Here is an 18039-nt window from a genome sequence, read left to right on the forward strand (position 1 = left end):
TAGCGGGTGGCCGCGGCCTACGCATCGGCGCGCGAGAGCTTCAGCGCGCCCTCGAGCACCGTGAACAGGCGCGAGAACTCCGCGGCCATCAGCGCGAAGCGCGCGTCGAGCTCGGCGCGGACGTCGTCGCGCTCGGTGGACTCGAGCTGGTCGACCGCGCCGTCGAGCAGCTTGAACTTGCGCACCACCAGGTCCTCGCCGAGCACGAACGAGGCGTGGTCGTCGAGCACCAGGGCCAGGCGCGTGACCTGCTTGCCCGATTCCAGGTGCCTGGCGATCTCGTCGGACTGGAGTTCCTGGCGCTGGCACTTCACCACCGCGCCGTGCTCGGCCGGGTCGCGCAGCTCGCATTCCTCGCCCAGCGACAGGCCGTCGGGCAGCCGATCGCCGGCGATCCAGCCGGTGAGCACGCTGCGCGGCGCGACCTCGGCGTTGAGCGGCAGCGCCGGGAAGCTGCCCAGCGCGTGGCGGATCTCCGAGACCACGGTCTCGCCGGTCTTGCGGCTGGAGGTGTCCACCACGCACACGCCGTGGCCGAGGTCGAGCAGCGCGTCGGTGCGCGAGGGACGCACGAACGCGCGCGGCAGCAGCTCGTGCACCAGGTCGTCCTTCATCTGCTTGCGCATGCGCCCGCCCGGGCGCCGGCCCTGCTTCTCCTCCACCTCGGCGATGCGCTTGGCGAGCATGTCGTTGACCACGGAGGACGGCAGCAGCCGGTCCTCGCCGCCGAGCGTGATCCATGCCGACTGGCCGACGCGGTGCGAGAACGCCTCGCCCTCGCGGCCGAACGGCGGTACGAAGCCGCGCGAGGACAGCTCCAGCGCGCCGACCGGCTTGAGCGGATGCCCGGCCAGCAGTTCCTCGAGCGAGGACAGGTCCAGCGAGGTGGGGAAGCGGAACATCGTGAGGTTGCGGAAGAACATCTGCGGGACCGTGTCGGGGAAGGGGGCGTGGATCGGGAACGGGGCGGGGCGCCGGCGCCGTGCCGGTGCGGCAGGCGCGGCGGCGGCGTCGCGGCGGTGCGGGTCAGGAGCCGTCGCCCGGCGGGGCGTGCGGTTCGCCGGCCAGCCAGGCGTGCGCATCGGGCGGCGGCGTGCCGGGATCGCGCCGGCCCAGCGAGAGGAAGTCGAACAGCGCCGGGTCGGCCAGCTGCGAGGGGCGGATGTCGCCCAGCGCGCGGGCGATGGTCTCGATCCGGCCCGGCGATTCGCGCTCCCACTGCGCCATCATCTTCTGCACCTGCTTGCGCTGCAGGTTCTCCTGTGAGCCGCACAGGTTGCAGGGGATGATCGGGAAGCCGCGGTGCTCCGCGTAGGCGGCGATGTCGGCCTCGCGCACGTAGGCCAGCGGCCGGATCACCACGTGCCTGCCGTCGTCGCTGAGCAGCTTGGGCGGCATGCCCGAGAGCCTGGCGTGGAAGAACAGGTTGAGGAAGAACGTCGCCACCATGTCGTCGCGGTGGTGGCCGAGCGCGATCCTGGTGAAGCCGTTCTGCTCGGCGTAGGTGTACAGCGCGCCGCGGCGCAGGCGCGAGCACAGCGAGCACATGGTCTTGCCCTCGGGCACCACGCGCGTGACCACCGAGTAGGTGTCCTGCTCGATGATGTGGTAGTCGACGCCGATCGAGCGCAGGTATTCCGGCAGCACGTGCTCCGGGAACCCGGGCTGCTTCTGGTCGAGGTTGACCGCGGTGATCGAGAACGACACCGGCGCCTTCTTCTGCAGCTGCAGCAGGATGTCGAGCAGGGTGTAGCTGTCCTTGCCGCCGGACAGGCACACCATCACCCGGTCGCCGTCCTCGATCATGCCGAAGTCGGCGATCGCCTTGCCGACCTGGTGGCGCAGGCGCTTGGCCAGCTTGGCCGCCTCGCGCGCGGCGGCGCGGGGATCGCGCCGGCTGGCGGGTTCGGCGAGGGGGAGGACGGTGTTCATGGCGCGATTTTACCGGGGTCCTGGCCCGGCGTCCCGCCGCAGGCGGAGCTTTCCGCGCGGGAACGGGCGACAATGGCCGCATCCCGTTCCTCCCGGAGGTGTCGCCGTGTCGCGGATGTCACTGACCCGTTTCCTGATCGAGGCCCAGCGCGAGGGCCACATCAATCCGCAGCTGCGGCTGCTGATCGAGGTGGTGGCGCGCGCCTGCAAGCGGATCTCGGTGGCGGTGGGCAAGGGCGCGCTGAGCGACGTGCTCGGCGACGCGGTCAGCGGCGCCGGCGCCAGCAGCGTCAACGTCCAGGGCGAGGCGCAGAAGAAGCTCGACGTGCTGTCCAACGAGATCCTGCTCGAGGCCAACGCCTGGGGCGGGCACCTGGCCGCGTGCGCCTCGGAGGAGATGGAGCACTGCCAGCCGATCCCCGATGCGTTCCCGCGCGGCAATTACCTGCTGCTGTTCGATCCGCTCGACGGCAGCAGCAACATCGACGTGAACGTGTCGATCGGCACGATCTTCTCGGTGCTGCGCGCGCCCGACGGCGCCGGCGAACCGGAGGACGCGCATTTCCTGCAGCCCGGCAGCGCCCAGGTCGCGGCCGGCTACTGCGTCTACGGCCCGAGCACGCTGCTGGTACTGAGCGTCGGCCACGGCACCCACGTGTTCACCCTCGACCGCGAGCAGGGATCGTTCGTGCTCACCCGGCGTGACGTGCGGATCCCGGAGTCGACGAGGGAGTTCGCGATCAACATGTCCAACCAGCGCCACTGGGAGCCGCCGATGCAGGCCTACGTGGCCGACCTGCTCGCCGGCCGCGAGGGGCCGCGCGGCAAGGACTACAACATGCGCTGGATCGCCTCGATGGTGGCCGACGTGCACCGCATCCTGACCCGCGGCGGCATCTTCATCTACCCCTGGGACCGGCGCGAGCCCGACCGCCCCGGCAAGCTGCGGCTGATGTACGAGGCCAACCCGATGGCGATGCTGGTCGAGCAGGCCGGCGGCGCGGCCACCGACGGCCGGCGCCGGATCCTCGACATCCAGCCCGGTTCGCTGCACGAGCGGGTGGCGGTGTTCCTGGGGTCGAAGGACGAGGTCGAGGCGGCCACCCGCTACCACCGCGAGCACGACGCGCGCGGCTGAGCGCCTTCGCCGGGGGGCATGCCGCCGCGCCGCGCGGGCGTGTAAGCTGGTGCCGGCATGCACAGCACCGACCCCGCCGAGATCAACCGCCGGCTGGTCGAACTGCGGCAACAGCATCGCGAGCTCGACGACGCGATCGCGCAGCTGCAGAGCGACACCGCGAGCGACGAGCTCACGGTCAAACGGCTGAAGAAGCGCAAGCTCCAGCTCAAGGACCAGATCGCGTGGCTGGAGAACGCGCTGATCCCGGACGAGCCAGCGTAGGGGAGGATCGGCGCGGGCCCTTGCAGCCGCCGCCCAACGGCTTGGCGCACGCGGCGCGGGCCATCCGTGCCCGCAGCGGGGAGGCCGATGCCCTGCCGGCCACGCAAGGCGGGCGCGGCAGGCGCGACCGCCGCCCGGTCGGGCGGTCGATCGGGTGGCCTGTCAGCCGCCGGCGTGCGCCTGGTGGGCGGCCATCGCGTCGCGGCACTGGTAGCGGCGCCAGGCGGTTTCGACCACGGTCTCGCCACGAGCGTCGAGCACCACCTTGTACTGGCAGACGATGTAGTCGTGGTCGGCCAGGCCCAGCTTGAGGTTGTAGTCCCACTCCGGCCCGCGCCTGCCGTGGCCGGTGCGCAGCGGCTCGCCGATCAGTTCGCGCACCTGCGCGGTGCTGGCACCGGGCACGATCCCGGCGAGCCGCTCGGGCGCCACCAGCCGGCCGTCGCGCCGGAACGGTTCGTCGTAGTCGGGCAGGTCCATCTCGATGTCGGTGAACTCCAGCTCGTGCGGGTTGGCACCACGCGAGTCGCCGGCGCTGGCCGGCAGGGCCGCCAGCAGGCAGGCCGCGGCGAGGGTGGTCAGGAGTGTCTTGTGCATTGTCTACCTCGTTCTCGGGAGCCGGTCAGCGTTCGCGCAACGCTTCGCCGGCGCGGTTCATGGGTTTGACCAGGTACTGCCAGATCGTCTTGCTGCCGGTGCGGATGTCGGTGGTGGTGACCATGCCCGGCACGATCGGGAACCGGGCGCCGGCCTTGTTGGTCAGGACGTCCGACGCGGTGCGCACGAACACCCGGTAGTACACGATCTCGGGATTGACCTCGTCGCGCATGGTGTCGGGCGAGATGGTGACGACCTTGCCGGGCAGCCCGCCGTAGATCGCGTAGTCGTAGGCGGTGATCTTGACCAGGGCGTCCTGGCCGGGGTGGATGAAGGCGATGTCGCGCGGCGAGATGCGTGCCTCCACCAGCAGCTGGTCGTCCAGCGGCACGATCGTCATCAGTGCGCCGTTGGGCGGGACCACGCCGCCGATGGTGGTGACCTCGATGTCCTTGACCACGCCGCGCACCGGCGAGCGCAGGGTCAGACGCGTGAGCGAGTCGGCGCGACCGCGTACCACCGAGGACAGCGATTCGACGTCGGCATTCGCCTTGGCCAGCTCCTCGCGGCTGCGCACCATGTACTCGGCGCGCACTTCGGCGATCTTGAGTTCGAGCTCGGAGCGCTGTCGCTGCAGGCGCAGCAGTTCGACGTGGCTGGCCGCGCCGCTTTCCACCAGCGATCCGGTGATCGCCAGCTCGCGCCGCACCAGCTCCAGCGAGCGCTGCAGGCCGCCCAGCGATTCGGCCAGGCTGCGGCGGCGGGACTGGAACAGCGCGGTCTCGGTGGCGACCAGGTCCGGGTACGCCTGCAGCTCCTGCGGGAACTCCAGCGCGTCGCGGCCGTCGACCTCGGCCTGCAGCCGCACCGAACTGGCGAGCGCCGCGCGGTACTTGGCTGCGGTTTCCTCGACGCTGGATTCGCCGCGCGTCGGGTCGAGCTGGGCCAGCAGCTGGCCCTTCTCGACGATGTCGCCCTCGGCGACCTCCAGCCGGGCGACGATGCCGCCTTCCAGCGACTGGATCACCTGCTCGCGCGAGGTCGGCACCACCTGGCCGCTGCCGCTGGACACTTCGTCCACCTCGAACCACCAGGCCCAGACCAGGAAGACGCCCAGGAACGCCGCGGCCAGCACCACCACCCGCGAGGAGCCACTGGCGCGGACCTCGTCGAAATCGAACACGTCCTCGTGCCTGCGGTTCATGCCGGCGCCTGCGCCGGCTGGGACGACATGGCGGCGGGCAGCCCGGCCTGGCGCTGCAGACGCTCGATCACCTCGTCGCGCGGGCCGTCGACCACGATGCGCCCGGCCTCGACCACCAGCACGCGCGAGGCCAGCTGCAGCAGCGGGCGCCGATGGGTGGCGATGACCATCGTGGTCCCCGGCGGCATCGCCGCCAGGCTGCGCATCACCTGCTGCTCGCTGGCCTCGTCCAGCGAGGCGGTGGGCTCGTCCAGCAACAGCACGCGCGGATTGCGCAGCAGCAGCCGCGCCAGCAGCAGGCCCTGGCGCTGGCCGCCCGACAGGCCCAGCCCGCCTTCCAGCACGCCGTGGTCCAGCCCCGCCTTGAACTGCTGCACGAAGCCCCAGGCCGCCGCCGCCTTGAGCGCCTCGACCAGTTCGGCATCGGTGGCGGCGGGTGCGCCCAGCATCAGGTTCTCGCGCAGGGTGCCGTGGAACAGGCGCGCCTCCTGCGGCAGCAGGGCGACGTCGCGGCGCACGTCGGCCGGGTCCAGGTGGGCGAGGGTGACGCCGTCGAGCAGCACGCTGCCGCGCGCCGGCTCCATCATCCCCGCCAGCGCGCGCAGCAGGGTCGACTTGCCGGCGCCGTTGCGGCCCATCACCGCGATCCGCTCGCCCACTGCGATCTTCAGCGACGGCACCGCCAGCGCGGGCGTCTGCCCGTCGTGGCTGAACACCGCGCCCTCGACCTCGTAGGCGCCGTGCAGCAGCGGCCGGTGGATGCGCTTGCCGTGCTCCGGGTCGTCGACCGGCAGCGCCAGCAGCTGGTCCAGGGCTTCCTTGGCCACCCGCGCCTGCTGCCAGCGGCTGAGGATCTGGGTGACGCTGGCCAGCGGGGCGAGCATGCGCGAGGACAGGATCGAGGCCGCCACCAGCACGCCGGTGGTCATGCGCCCGTCCATCACCATCGGCGCGCCGAGCAGCACCACCAGCGCGAACACCGTGGCCTGCACGGTCTGCGCCCAGTTGTTGAGCGTGCCGGTGAGATCGCGCAGGCGCATGCCGCTGTCGGCGGTGACCGCGTTGTAATGGTTCCAGTGGTTCTGGAAACGCGATTCGGCCTGCAGCTGCTTGATGTCCTCGATGCCCTGCACCGATTCGACCAGCATCGCGCTGCGCAGCGCGGACTCGCGCATGTTCTCCTGCGCCAGGGCGCGCAGCCGCCTTTGCGCCAGCAGCCCGGGCAGCACCATCGCCACCAGCGCCGCCAGCGGGATCCAGGCCAGCGGCGGCGCGATCCAGGCGAACACCGCGCAGAACAGCAGGAAGAACGGCAGGTCGGCCACCGCCGCCACGGTGGTCGAGGTCAGCATCTCGCGCACCGACTCGAGTTCGCGCAGCTGCGCGATGAACGTGCCGGTCGCGCGCGGGCGCGCGGCGTTGCGCACCCGCAGTGCGTGGCCGAACACGCGGTCGGACACGCGCAGGTCGGCGCGCTTGCCGACCAGATCGGTGATGCGCATGCGCGCCTGGCGCATCGACCAGGCGAACACGGTGGCCAGCAGCACGCCGCCGAACAGCACGTACAGCGTGGGCATGGACTGGGCCGGCACCACCCGGTCGTAGACCTGCATCGAGAACAGCATGCCGGCCAGGGCCATGGTGTTGGACACCAGCGAGGCCAGCATCACGTGGCCGTAGGGCCGCACGTCGGCCAGCACCAGCTGGCGCAGCCAGCCGCGCTCGAACGGGCGGATGTAGTCGTCCACGCGCGCGTCCGGGGCCGAGCGCAGCGGACGCAGCACCGCCATCCGCTGCAGCGAGCCGGCCAGCGCGTCGGCCGGCAGCACCGTGTCCAGGCCGCCGTCGCCACCCAGGCCCACGACCAGTCCTTCGCTGCTGACGGCGGTGACCACGCCCACCTGGCCGTCGCGCAGCTGCACCACCAGCGGCAGGCGCCAGGAGGTCAGCCGCGCCGGGTCCGGCTCCACCCAGCGCATGGCCAGGCCGGCCTGGCGCGCCAGGCGCGGGACCAGGCGCTCCAGCGGCAGCGCGCCGGCGCCGCGCGCGTTCCACTGCGCCGACACGCGGATGCCTTCGCGCGAGCAGTCGATGCGGTAGTGCGCGGCCACGCGCACGATCGCGTCGACCCAGCCGGACGCGTCCAGGGCCGGGGCGGGTGCCGGTTGCGCCGGGGACGTGGCGTTCATGGCGCCAGCACCACGCCCGCGACCTGGCTGCCTTCCAGGCCGAACACCTCGCGCAGGCGGCCGCTGCTGTGCAGGCATTCGACCTGCAGTCGCGCCAGGTCGTGCGCGTTGTTGACGGCCTCGATCCGCGCCTGCTGGTATTCCTGCTCCGCGTTGAGCAGGTCCAGCAACGAGCGCGTGCCCAGGTCGAGATACTGCTGCCGGTACAGGGTGCGGGTCTGGGCGAGGCTGTCGACGCGTTCGTCGAGCACGCCCGAGCGCCGCGCATTGCCGGCGGCCTGGGCGCGCGCATCCTGCAGTGACTGGCTGGCGGCCAGGCGCGCATTGTCCACCGCCGCCTCGGCCGCGCCCAGGGCGTGCCCGGCGGCGCGGCGGCGGGCCTGGTTGCCGCCGCCCTGGTACAGCGGCGCGGACACGTTGAGCATCACGGTCGAATCGTGCGCCTGGCCGAGGCGCGAATCGCCGTCCAGGCCGCGGGCGACGCTGCCGTCGAGCGACAGCGTGGGCCGGGTCCGGGCGCGCGCGTTGTCGAGGTCGGCGCGGGCGGCGCGCGCATCGGCGCGGGCGACCAGCACCGACGGCGGCTCCGTCTCCGGCACGCCGCCGAAGCAGGCCTGCGCCACCGGCACGGGCACCTCGCCGACCAGGGCCGGCAGGGCGTCGAGCCCGGTCAGGTGGCGCAGCTGCGCGCGCCAGCGCTCGAGCTGGGCGCCGGCTTCGAGCTCGAACGCGCCAGCGGCCTCCTCGCGCGCCTGCGCCTGCATCTCGTCCGAGCGCGGGCTGGCGCCCAGGCTGCGACGCTTGCGCACCAGGTCAGCGATCGCGCTCACCCCCTGCTTCTGTTCGCCGGCAATGGCCAGCAGCGCCTCGTGGCGGCGCACTTCGATCCAGGCCTGCGCGCTGTCGCGGGCGATGTCGTCCACCGCCAGCAGTACCCGCGCCTGTGCGGCCGATTCGACGGCGCGTGCGCGGTCCACCGCGCTGGACACCTTGCCGAAGTCGTAGAGCATCTGCGACACCGACACGGTGAACCGGTGCACCGCGCGGCTGTTGTAGCCGGGCACGTTGCGGCTGCCGCGCTCGGACGTCACGCCTGCGCCGATCTGCGGGAAATAGCCGGCGCGGGCGACATCGATGTAGTCGCCGGCCTCGGACAGCCGCGCCACCGCATCGCGCACGGCCGGATGCCAGGCCACCGCGATGGCGACCGCCCGCGGCAGGTCCAGCCCGGCCCGGGGGCCGGGCAGCTCGGTCACGGCAGCCGGCGCGGGCGGCGGCTGCGCGGCGGCCGGCCGCGGCACCGGGCCTGCGGCTGCCGCGCAGAGCGCGGCGGCGAGCATGACCGGGCGCGGCAGGGCGCCCCGGCGCGTGCGGTCGACCATGCTCAGCCGATCGCCTGCAGCTGCTGGTGCAGCAGCTCGTCCAGCGCCTGCGCCGGCGTGGGCGGGGGCACGAGCTCCAGCGGCGACCACCCACCCGGTCCCGCCATCCCCGCGGCCCGCAGCGCACCACCGTCCAGGCCGGCAGCGTCGTCGAGCATGGCGCTGGACACGTGCAGGGTGGCCCCTTCGCCGGAGCTGAAGATGGTGTAGTCGCCGGTGGTTCCGCCCAGGGTCCAGCCGTCGCCCAGCGTCACCGAGTCCTCGGCGGTGCCGGTGATGACCAGGGTGCCCTCGACGCCCAGGATCTGGCGCGCCTGCTCGGGGGTCAGTTCTTCGATGCTGTTCGCGCCCGGCACGGTCAGGTCCAGCTCCTCGATGCTGTCCAGGCTCAGGGCCAGTTCCGCGCCGGTCAGGTCCTGGCCGGCGGCCAGGGCCACCACGTCGTTGCCGCCGCCGCCATCGATCGTGCCGCCGGTCCAGAAGAACCAGTCGTCGCCGGCGGTGCCGGTCGTGCGCTGGGCCTGCAGGTTGAGCGTGATCGTGGCGCTGACCGGATCGGAGGGATTGTCCGGATCCGCGCTTTCCACCGTCCAGGCCTGCACGCCGATCTGGATGCCCGCCGTGCCGGCGTCCTGGTCGCTCAGCTCCGCGTTGATCTGGCGGAAGCCCAGCTGGCCCAACTGCGCCTGGGTGAGCCCGGTGATGGTGTAGGTCCCGCCGGCATCGGCGCTGTAGCCGACCCCCTCGACGGCGACGCCCCCGATGTAGAACCGGGCCCCCTCGCCCATGCCGGTCAGGCGCACCGTGGTGGTTTCGGTGCTGGCATCGGCCACGCCGGCCGCGGCCGCGGCAGGATCGGTCATGGCGGCGTTGAGGTTGAGCGGGATGATGCCGCCCTGGGCGCCGAACGAATGGGTCGGTGCAATGGTCAGGCCGTTGGCTTCCGGGGTCACGGTCAGGGTGCCCAGCGGCACCTCGAACAGACCGTTGTCCAGCACCGTCTCGCCGGCCTCCACCACCAGCCGCAGGTCCGCCACCGTGCCGCTCCAGTGCGGCGGCGGCAGCACGGTGACCGTATTGGCCGGCGTGATCGGTCCGTTGGCCAGCACCCACGTACCGGCGCTGGCGTTCGTGGCCAGGACGCCGTCGACGAACACCAGGAAGCCGCTGGGGACCCCGGCCAGCATGACTCCGGTGACCGATTCGCTGCCGTCGTCGTCCACCAGGCGGGTGTCGATCGCCGGCAGCTCCACGCCATCGGCCGCGGAGCTGCCGGCCGGTTCGGTGCCGCTGGCCAGCGTCGCGCCGGGCAGGGCTCCGTCCAGGGTCACGGTCACGCCGTTGTTGACGATCTCCACCGTGGCGGTGCCGTCCGCGCTGCCGCGCACCGGGGTGGCGTCGGGGGCGTTCTGCTCGACGCTGTCGACGTACGCCCTGAAGGTGACGTCGCCCGGATGGGTGCCGGCCGGCGGCGTGTACTCCAGTTCCACCGGCGTGTCGGCGACCACCGGCACCGCGTAGTGGCCCGCATGCGGGCCGGAGTCGATCAGGGCCAGCACCGTGCCGTCGGACAGCGCCAGGGTGCCGCCGGCGTTGTCGCCCGCGGCATCGACCTGAACGTACAGCATGCCGTCGACGATGTCCCAGAACCCGTCGTCGGCCGGGTTGCTCACGGTGATGGTGACCGGGATGCTGGTGCCGGCCGTCGGGTCTTCGGCCAGGTCGTCGGCCACGATGGTGATCGTGGCCGGGTCGCTGACCGGCCGCACCGGGACGACCAGGATGTCGCTGGGAATGGCGTCGGACTCGCTCCGGCCGCCGGCCGAGGCACGCAGCAGGGCATTGAAACTGAAGTCGCCCGGTGCGTTGTTCTCGTTGCTGTCCGCAGGCGGCGTCAGCACGATGCTGGCGAGGAACGCGTCCAGCGCCAGCTGGGCATCCCCGCCCGGCGGCACCACCAGGGTCGCGGTCCAGGTGGGCGTGCCGTTGACACTGGTCAGCACCATGCCGGTGACCGTGGTGCCCGGCGGCACGTCGGTCAGGCTGACGGTGAAGGTGTTGTTCGCGCCCGCATCGCGCACGTTCACCACGGCGTCGATCGCGTCCGACAGCTGCAGGCTGCCGTCCTCGTCCACCCCGGTCGGCGTGAACGCCCAAGTCACGATCTCGGCCGGCTCCGGCGCGGGTTCGCCGCCGAACACCGTCGTCAGCGTCCACGTGGTCCGCTCTTCCTTGCGGTCGGCATCGGCCAGCGCGTACGGCACCTGGTCGCCGCGGTCCTTGACCTGCACGACCATGGTGATCTGGTGCGCGTCCAGCTCACCGGCCTCGCCGGAGACGAAGAACTGCACGGGCGCAACGCCGCCGCCGGCACCCAGCGGCTCTTCGCGCACAAGCAGCCACGTGCCGGCGCCGGTCTGCTCGCCGCCGACCACGGTGACGCCCTCGGGCACGTCCTCGATGATGATGCGCACCACGTGCTCGCTGCCATCGGTGTCGTCCGAGGCCACGGCCAGGTTGACGCTGATGGTGGAACCCACGTCCGACACGGTCAGGTCGGTGGTGCCGGTCACCGGCGTGCCATCGACCAGGAAACCGCCGATGCCCAGAGTGACGTCGTCCGTCACCGCCTGCGCGGTGATGGTGAAGGTCCCCGGCTTGCGCACCACGTCGGGGTCGCCCGAGGGCTGGCTGCCGTAGTGGTCGTCGATCACCTCGTACAGGAATTCGAACGTGCCCAGTTCGCCGTCCAGATGCGCGCCGCCCTGCACCTCCAGCGCGTCGACGTCGCCCGCTGCGATGCGCACGTACGCCACGCCTTCGATATCGACCGTCGGCATGCCGGCCAGCGGCGTCCCGCCGAGGTACAGGGTGTAGGGGTCGCCCGGATCGCCGCCGACCTGGTCGGCCCGGATCCAGACGTCGCCCAGGCGTTCGTCGGTATCGTCGTTCTGGTGGCTGATGACCAGGCCCAGCGGAGCACGCACGTCCTCCAGCAGGCTGGCGTTGCCGTCGTTGGCGATGCCGTCCGCCGACGGCGTGACCCGGAAGCCGATGTCCACCGGCGGCATGGTCAGCGTGCTGCCGCCCGCCTGTTCGGTGGTGATGCCCGCCACCTGGAAGGTCACTTCGCCGCTGAAGTTGGCCGGCGCGCGGATCTGCGCATTGGCCAGCTGGCTCAGCGACAGCGACCATTCGCGCGCCTCGCCGGTCGCGCCGCTGTTGAGCGGCGAGGCGCCGGCGAGCGTGAAGCCCGGCGGCAGGCCGGTCAGCAGCAGCGAGACCACCTCGGACCCGTCGCCGTCGACCGGGACCGGAACCTGGACCAGGTCCGTCAGGTCGATCCGGCCGCCGCTGTCGAGATCCGCCTCGGAGTAGGCGGGAAGCTCGCCGCCCTGGAGGATCTGGACGATGTCGACCTCATCGGCCACGCCGATGACCTGGACGTTGATGTTCCGGGTCACCTGCGTTCCGTCGCTTGCGCCATCGACCGAGTGCGCGCTCACGGACAGCGGCATGTTGCCGCTCCAGTGCTCCGGCGGCTCGATCGCGACCGTGCCCGCGTTGGCACCGTTGTAGTCCGCGATCGTCAGGCTGGTATTGCCCGCGGTCGCCGTGAACGTCGCGCCGCTGCCGTAGTGGATCGTGGCGCCGACCGGAATATCGTCGATCGTGACGGTGACCGTCTCGGACGGATCCATGCTGGTCGCCACGATGTTCAGCGGGATCAGCGTGTCCTCGTCGCCCAGCACGCTGTTGACGCGCAGGGTGACGTCGTCGGCGACGGCGTCGATGACGATGCCCTCCAGGTACACCGGGCCCGAGGTGGCCGTGACCGGATCGGTGCCGCCGTCATCGTCGAAGTCTTCGGTCAGGGCCTGGACCTGGATCCGGAAGGTGCCGGAAACGTTCTCCGGCGGCAGGAATTCCACGCTCGAGAGGAACTCGACGGGGATGCGGACCGCAGCCCCGTTGGAGACCAGCGTCTGCACGTCGCCGTTGCCGTCGGTGTAGCGGAAGGCGGCGCCGGCCATGCTCTCGCCCGGCGGCATCGGGCCGTCCAGCATCGGGGTCAGCAGGGCGTAGGTGCTCTCGCGGCCACCGGATGCGGTGTCCTCGTTGTTCCAGCCGGCCGCAAGGTCGAAGCCGTCGGCATTGAGCGCGAACCACTGGTCTTCCAGCCCGATCGCGGTCGTATAGGTGAAGCCGGGGGTCATGGACAGGTCGGGCTGGCCGTTGCCGTCGCTGTCGCCGCCGATGACCTCGGCCACCGGAGTCACGGTGATGGTCAGCTCGCGCGGTGCGCTCGTCCCGTCGCTCACCACCTCGACGCCGCCGACCGTCGCGGTATCGCGGGTGTCGACCACCAGGTTCCCGAGCACCAGGTCGGCGCTGCTGTGCGCAGGCGGCGTGATCGTGATGGACGACAGCAGGCCCTGGATGCCGCTGCCCGCCGGATCGCCGGTGATGGTGATCGTGGTGCCGGCTGCCGAGATGGCCAAGCCGGCCGGGATCGTGACCGTCCAGTCGCCATTCGGCCCCGACCAGGTCATCCCGTCCGCGGTGGCCGCAAAGCCGGCCGGAAGGGTGAACTGCACCCCGGTGATGATTTCCTGTCCTCCATCGCCCGGATCGCCGCTGGTATCGGTCAGGCCGATCCCGGACAGGAAGGCGATGGCGGTGTCTTCGGGCGCCGCGGGCGGGTCCTGGACCTGGACGTCGTTGGCCACCGGATCGACGCGCAGGTTGAGCGTCACGGTATCGCTGAGCGCTGCGCCATCCGCTGGACCATCGCTGTCCATGTCCTGGACGTGCAGCGTGATCTGGATGCCGTCGATGTCGCCGGAAAAGTGCGGCGGCAGGACCATGTTGATGGCCGGCAGGCCGGTGGCGCTGGTGGCCAGGTCCGGCGCCTCCACCGTCACGGACTGCGCGGTCGAGGTGATCTCGACGCCGTTGACGACCGCGCCGACCGGAAGGCCGGTGAGCGTGAACCAGTGGTTCTGGCTTCCGTCGAGGTCGAAGCCCGGGTTGCCGTCGCCTGTTCCTTGGCCCAGCACCACGGACAGGTAGCTGGCCAGGTCGATGGTGCTGTCCTCGTCCACCGCCGGTGCGGTGTACGGACCGTCGCCGCCACCGATCCTCAGATCGGCCGGGTCGGTGACCGCCTGCACGTTGACGGTGACCGTCTGCGTGGCCTCGGCACCGTCGATGCCGGGCAGCCTGGCGCCGGCGCTGTCGACCTCGTAGCTGGCGACCTCGACCGTGACCGTGAAGTTCTCATGGCTTTCGGCCGCCGGGCGCGCCTGGATCGACTCGTACTCGGCCTGGGTCAGGTAATGGACGCCGGGCGTGCCCGGTGCCGGCACCAGGCCGGCATCGCCGGTCACGTGCAGGGCACTGGGCGCGGTGTCGCCGCTGCTGTCGACGATCACGATGGTCAGCGTCCCGTCCGCCGCGCGCGCCAGCTCCGTTTCGGTGCCGCCGATGGTGGCGAGCAGGGCCGCCCCGGCGGCGCCGGCGCCGCCGGGCGTCAGCACGATCGCACCCAGCCGCTCGGGGTGGTCGCCGCCTGCGCCGGCGTTCTGGTCGGTGCCGTCGGTGACGACCGGGATGGTCAGGCCCAGCGCGCCCTGGCCATCCTCGTTGATGGTGATGGAGGCGTCGGCCGCCAGCGTGGGCGCATCGGCGACGGGGGTGACGTCGACCGTGACGTCGATGGTCCGCACGTCGCTGCCGACCGTGGTGGTGTAGCTGAAGCTGTCGCCGCCGCCATCGTTGCTGTAGTGCTCGGCGGGCGTGTAGGTGATGCTGCCGTCGGCGTTGACGGTGACCGCGCCGTGGAAGTCCCGGGGGCCGGCGTGGTCGGCCGGATACGTGTAGGTGACGCTGCCATCGCCGTTGGTCACGCTTTCCAGGGTCGCACCGCCCTGCACAGTGATCACCGTGTTGGCGGCCGTCGCGTCGGCGCTGGTGTTGAATGTCGTGGAGCCGTCCTCCACGACCTCGATGGTCCTGCTGCTGCCCGACACGTCGTTGTCGTCGTGCACGACCACGGTGAAGCCCTGGGGGGTCGTGTCGCCGTCGCGGTCGGTGACCTGCAGGCCGGTGAAGCCCAGCTCCAGCGTGTCGTCGCCTGTCGCATGGTCCAGCGGCCTGAGCAGGGTGAACTGGTAGCTGGCGGTGCCTGCCGCGGGATCCACGGCCAGGGTGACGGTGAAGACGCGGTTGGCCGCCACGTCCGGATCGGTCCCTACCAGATGGGCCACGAGGGTGCGATCGCCGTCGGCGAAGGCGTACCCGAGGCTCGTACCGCCCGAGGTCAGGCTCGGCAGGCCCGCGATGCTGGCAGCCGTGAAGACCACGGTGCCGGCGCCGTCGGCGCCGAAGTCCACGTTCAGGGGCACGTTGCCGGTCGTGATGGCGGTCGTGCCCGCCTGGCTGCCGCTGGGCAGGCCGGATTCGTAGACGGCGGTGTCCGCGACCGCCGTCACCGCGGGACCGTCGTCGTGGAACACGAAGCTGCCGCCGATGTCTGCGGTCGCGCTGGCGCTGTCGCCATCGCCGTCGGTGACGGTGGCGCGCAGCACCACCGAGCCGGCCGGAAGCGACACGGAATCGTCCGGATTGCCGGTGTCGGCGTGGGACACGGCGCGGTGCTGGACCAGCTGCACCTGGCCGTCGGCGTCCACGCTGATGGTGAACACGTGGTGGTTGCCGACGGTCGAACGTCCCTCGAGGTTGCCGGTGGCCGCATCGAACGACAGCGCGATCGCGCTGCCGGTCGCCACGTCCGTCAGCCCGGTCGGCGTGGCGCCGGCTTCCAGGGTGTAGACCAGCGCGTCGGTGGACGCCGCGCCGTCGGCGCCGTACACCGGCGCGTCGAACAGGCCCGAGAAGTCGACCAGGGCCGAGGCGACCCCCAGCGTGGTCTCGTCCACCACGACCTGGCCGGGCGTGGCCGCGGTGGCTTCGATCTGCGGCACGTCGTCGACGATGGTGATGGTCACGGTGTTGGTCACCGTGTTGCCGTTGGCGTCCACCGCGGTGTAGCTGAAGCTGTCGGTCTCGTCGACGCCGCCGACGTCGGTGGTCGCGCTGTTCAGCGTATAGGTGTAGGTGCCGTCGGTCGCGACGCTCCAGGTGCCGAGCGCGGTCGTGCCGCTCTGGTCCGCCTGCACCGTCCAGCCGGACTGCAGGTCCAGGCTTCCGGTCGCGGTCTCGCGCCCGCTGGCCGCGTCGCTGCCCGTGGCGAGGCCGGCCTCGTCCACGCTGGTGGTGGTGTCGGTCGGCGTACCGGTCACGTCCGCCACGTCGATGGTCAGCGTCGCGGTGGTCTCGTCGCCGTCGGCGTCGCGCACCGTATAGGTGAACACGTCCTGGGCATCGGCGGTGATCGCGTTCGCCGTGGACACGTAGGTGTAGCTGCCGTCGGCGAACAGGGTCAGCGTGCCGTAGGTGCCGGTGATGGCGGTGCCCACGCCGGAGTCGGGTGCGCTGCCCGGCGTGCCCGCGGCCACGCCCACCACGCCGCCGCCGGAGGCCCAGCCATCCGCACCGGCAGCGTCGTTGGACAGCACGCCGGCCGCGGCATCCACCGACAGCGTCGCGCCTTCGGTGACGCTGCCGCCGTCGTCGGCAGCCTCGGGCGCGTCGTCGGCGATGGTGATGACCACGGTCTGGGTGACGGTGTGGGTGCCGTCGGTGATGGCGTAGGTGAAGCTGTTGCTTTCGTCGACGCCGTCGACGTCGTCGGTGCGGCTGGTCAGCGTGAAATCGTAGGTGCCGTCCGCGCGCACCACCCAGGTGCCGTTGGCGGTGCTGCCGGAGTCGGCGACGGCCGTCCAGCCGGCCGGAATGTTCAGGCTGCCGCCGGCGATGGCGTGGCCGGCGCCCGGCGTGGTGCCGCCGGCCAGGCCGGACTCGTCCACGCTGCCGCTGGTCAGGCTGGCGGGAAGCACCTGCACGCTGACGCTGGCGGTCTCGTCGACGCCGCCGGAGGTCACGGTGTAGTCGAAGCCTGCGGGGCCGCTGTAGCCGGGATCCGGGGTGAACGTCAGCCTGCCGTCGGCACCGAGCGTCACGCTGCCGTTGGCCACTGCCACGGTGTCGCCGACGCCGACGGGCGTGCCGTCGATCGCGGTGATGACGGGGCTGCCTTCGAAGTCGTCGTTGTCCAGCACGTCGATCACCACCGGCTGGTCCTCGCCCGTGGCGGCGGTGTCGCTGGCGATGTCGGCCACGGGGTCGACCGTGATGACCAGGTCCGCCGTGTCGCTGCCGCCTTCGCCGTCGCTGACGGTGTAGGTGACGGTCGGTACCGTGCCGTTCCAGTCGGCGACCGGGGTGAAGGTGTAGCTGCCGTCGCTGTCCATCACCAGCGTGCCCACGCCGGCGATCGTCGCGCTGCCCGGCGTGGTGGCGGTTACCGGGTAGGTGGTGCCGTCCACGGTGAACTGCGTTACTGCGAGCGGGTCGCCGTCCGGGTCGGTGTCGGCCACGTCGCCCGTGCCGCCGCCGGTCAGTACGTTGCCGCTGACCGGCGTGTCCTCGTCGGTCGTCGCCGCGTCGTCGTTGGCCACCGGGGCCGGGTTGGTCACCGTCCAGGTGAAGGTCTGCGTCGCGGTCGCGCCGTCGGGGTCGGTCGCGATCAGCGTGACTTCGTAGACGCCGTCACCGTCCGGGCCGCCCTGGCTCGCGGAGGGGTCGATGGTGCCGGTGATCGTGCCGCTGGCCGGGTCGAAGACCAGGCCCGGGGGCAGGCCGGCGATGCTGTGCGTCAGCGTGTCGCCGTCGATGTCTGCGAACAGGTTCGGCAGGTCGAGCGTGATGTTGACGCCGGCGTCGGCGTCCTGGCTGGTCTGGTCCAGCGGTGCAGCGGGCGTGAGCGCTGCCGGGGGGTCGTTGACCGGATCGACGGTGATCGTGACGGTGGCGGTGTCGACGTCGCCGTCGGCGTCGCGCACGGTGTAGGGGAAGCTGACCGTGCCGTGGTAGTCGGCATCGGGCGCGAAGCGCATGCTGCCGTCGGCGGCGATTTCCACGGTGCCGTTGGCCACGGCGATGCTCTGCGCACCGCCCGACACCGGCACCCCGTTGATGCTGCTGATCGCCAGGCCGCCGTCGGGCGCGGCGTCGTTGCCCAGCAGGTCGAGGGCGACGGTGGTGTCCTCGTTGGTGGTGTAGGCGTCGTCGTTGGCGGTGACCGGATCGTTCACCGGGGTCACGTCGATGGTGACCACGCTGGTGGTGGTGCCGCCGTTGCCGTCGTCGATGGTGACGGTGAACTGGTCGGGGCCGTTGTAGTCCGGATCCGGGGTGTAGGTGTAGGCG

At 71.7% G+C, this 18039-nt stretch carries 9 protein-coding genes; 2 read left to right on the forward strand and 7 right to left on the reverse strand.

Annotated elements, in window-relative coordinates:
- Positions 1-17: 17 nt before the first annotated feature.
- Together FQY79_RS09085 and ttcA are read right to left on the reverse strand one after the other, a co-directional pair.
- Positions 18-923 carry a recombination-associated protein RdgC gene (locus FQY79_RS09085; protein ID WP_146312612.1) on the reverse strand — a complete coding sequence of 302 codons (906 nt, stop codon included), beginning with the start codon at positions 921-923 and terminating at the stop codon, positions 18-20.
- Between the two features lie 103 nt (positions 924-1026).
- Positions 1027-1932, reverse strand: coding sequence for a tRNA 2-thiocytidine(32) synthetase TtcA (gene ttcA / locus FQY79_RS09090; RefSeq protein ID WP_146312613.1), 906 nt, complete (start codon positions 1930-1932; stop codon positions 1027-1029).
- Positions 1933-2038: 106 nt separating this feature from the next.
- On the opposite strand from ttcA, the gene FQY79_RS09095 reads away from it, so the two are divergent.
- Together FQY79_RS09095 and FQY79_RS09100 are read left to right on the forward strand one after the other, a co-directional pair.
- Positions 2039-3070, forward strand: a complete 1032-nt coding sequence (locus FQY79_RS09095; protein ID WP_146312614.1) for a class 1 fructose-bisphosphatase — start codon at positions 2039-2041, stop codon at positions 3068-3070.
- A 57-nt stretch (positions 3071-3127) separates the two neighbouring features.
- A complete protein-coding gene (locus FQY79_RS09100; RefSeq protein WP_146312615.1) occupies positions 3128-3334 on the forward strand; it encodes a YdcH family protein in 207 nt (68 codons plus the stop codon).
- A gap of 162 nt (positions 3335-3496) precedes the next feature.
- Here the strand turns inward: FQY79_RS09100 and FQY79_RS09105 are convergent, their stop codons facing one another.
- From FQY79_RS09105 to FQY79_RS09125, 5 genes are all read right to left on the reverse strand, one after another.
- Complete coding sequence (locus tag FQY79_RS09105; protein ID WP_146312616.1) at positions 3497-3931, reverse strand: outer membrane protein assembly factor BamE; 435 nt, start codon at positions 3929-3931, stop codon at positions 3497-3499.
- A 25-nt stretch (positions 3932-3956) separates the two neighbouring features.
- On the reverse strand, positions 3957-5135 hold the full coding sequence (locus FQY79_RS09110; RefSeq protein WP_146312617.1) for a beta-barrel domain-containing protein: 1179 nt from the start codon (positions 5133-5135) through the stop codon (positions 3957-3959).
- A complete protein-coding gene (locus FQY79_RS09115; RefSeq protein ID WP_146312618.1) occupies positions 5132-7324 on the reverse strand; it encodes a type I secretion system permease/ATPase in 2193 nt (730 codons plus the stop codon). Before FQY79_RS09115 ends, FQY79_RS09110 begins: the two co-directional genes overlap by 4 nt.
- Positions 7321-8706 (reverse strand): TolC family outer membrane protein, encoded by a 1386-nt coding sequence (locus tag FQY79_RS09120; protein WP_222434271.1) that lies wholly within the window; start codon positions 8704-8706, stop codon positions 7321-7323. The genes FQY79_RS09115 and FQY79_RS09120 overlap by 4 nt, the downstream gene beginning before the upstream one ends.
- 2 nt (positions 8707-8708) lie before the next feature.
- Positions 8709-18039: Ig-like domain-containing protein (locus FQY79_RS09125; RefSeq protein ID WP_186759895.1), on the reverse strand; the 9331-nt coding region annotated here is incomplete at its 5' end.

Origin of the sequence: Luteimonas wenzhouensis (assembly GCF_007859305.1) — a bacterium.
Classification (GTDB): domain Bacteria; phylum Pseudomonadota; class Gammaproteobacteria; order Xanthomonadales; family Xanthomonadaceae; genus Luteimonas; species Luteimonas wenzhouensis.

What these genes read in the sequence shown, in the direction of transcription:
- FQY79_RS09085 (WP_146312612.1), bottom strand. Translation starts at nt 923, where the DNA reads ATGTTCTTCCGCAACCTCACGATGTTCCGCTTCCCCACCTCGCTGGAC.
- ttcA (WP_146312613.1), bottom strand. Translation starts at nt 1,932, where the DNA reads ATGAACACCGTCCTCCCCCTCGCCGAACCCGCCAGCCGGCGCGATCCC.
- FQY79_RS09100 (WP_146312615.1), top strand. Translation starts at nt 3,128, where the DNA reads ATGCACAGCACCGACCCCGCCGAGATCAACCGCCGGCTGGTCGAACTG.
- FQY79_RS09105 (WP_146312616.1), bottom strand. Translation starts at nt 3,931, where the DNA reads ATGCACAAGACACTCCTGACCACCCTCGCCGCGGCCTGCCTGCTGGCG.
- FQY79_RS09110 (WP_146312617.1), bottom strand. Translation starts at nt 5,135, where the DNA reads ATGAACCGCAGGCACGAGGACGTGTTCGATTTCGACGAGGTCCGCGCC.
- FQY79_RS09115 (WP_146312618.1), bottom strand. Translation starts at nt 7,324, where the DNA reads ATGAACGCCACGTCCCCGGCGCAACCGGCACCCGCCCCGGCCCTGGAC.
- FQY79_RS09120 (WP_222434271.1), bottom strand. Translation starts at nt 8,706, where the DNA reads ATGGTCGACCGCACGCGCCGGGGCGCCCTGCCGCGCCCGGTCATGCTC.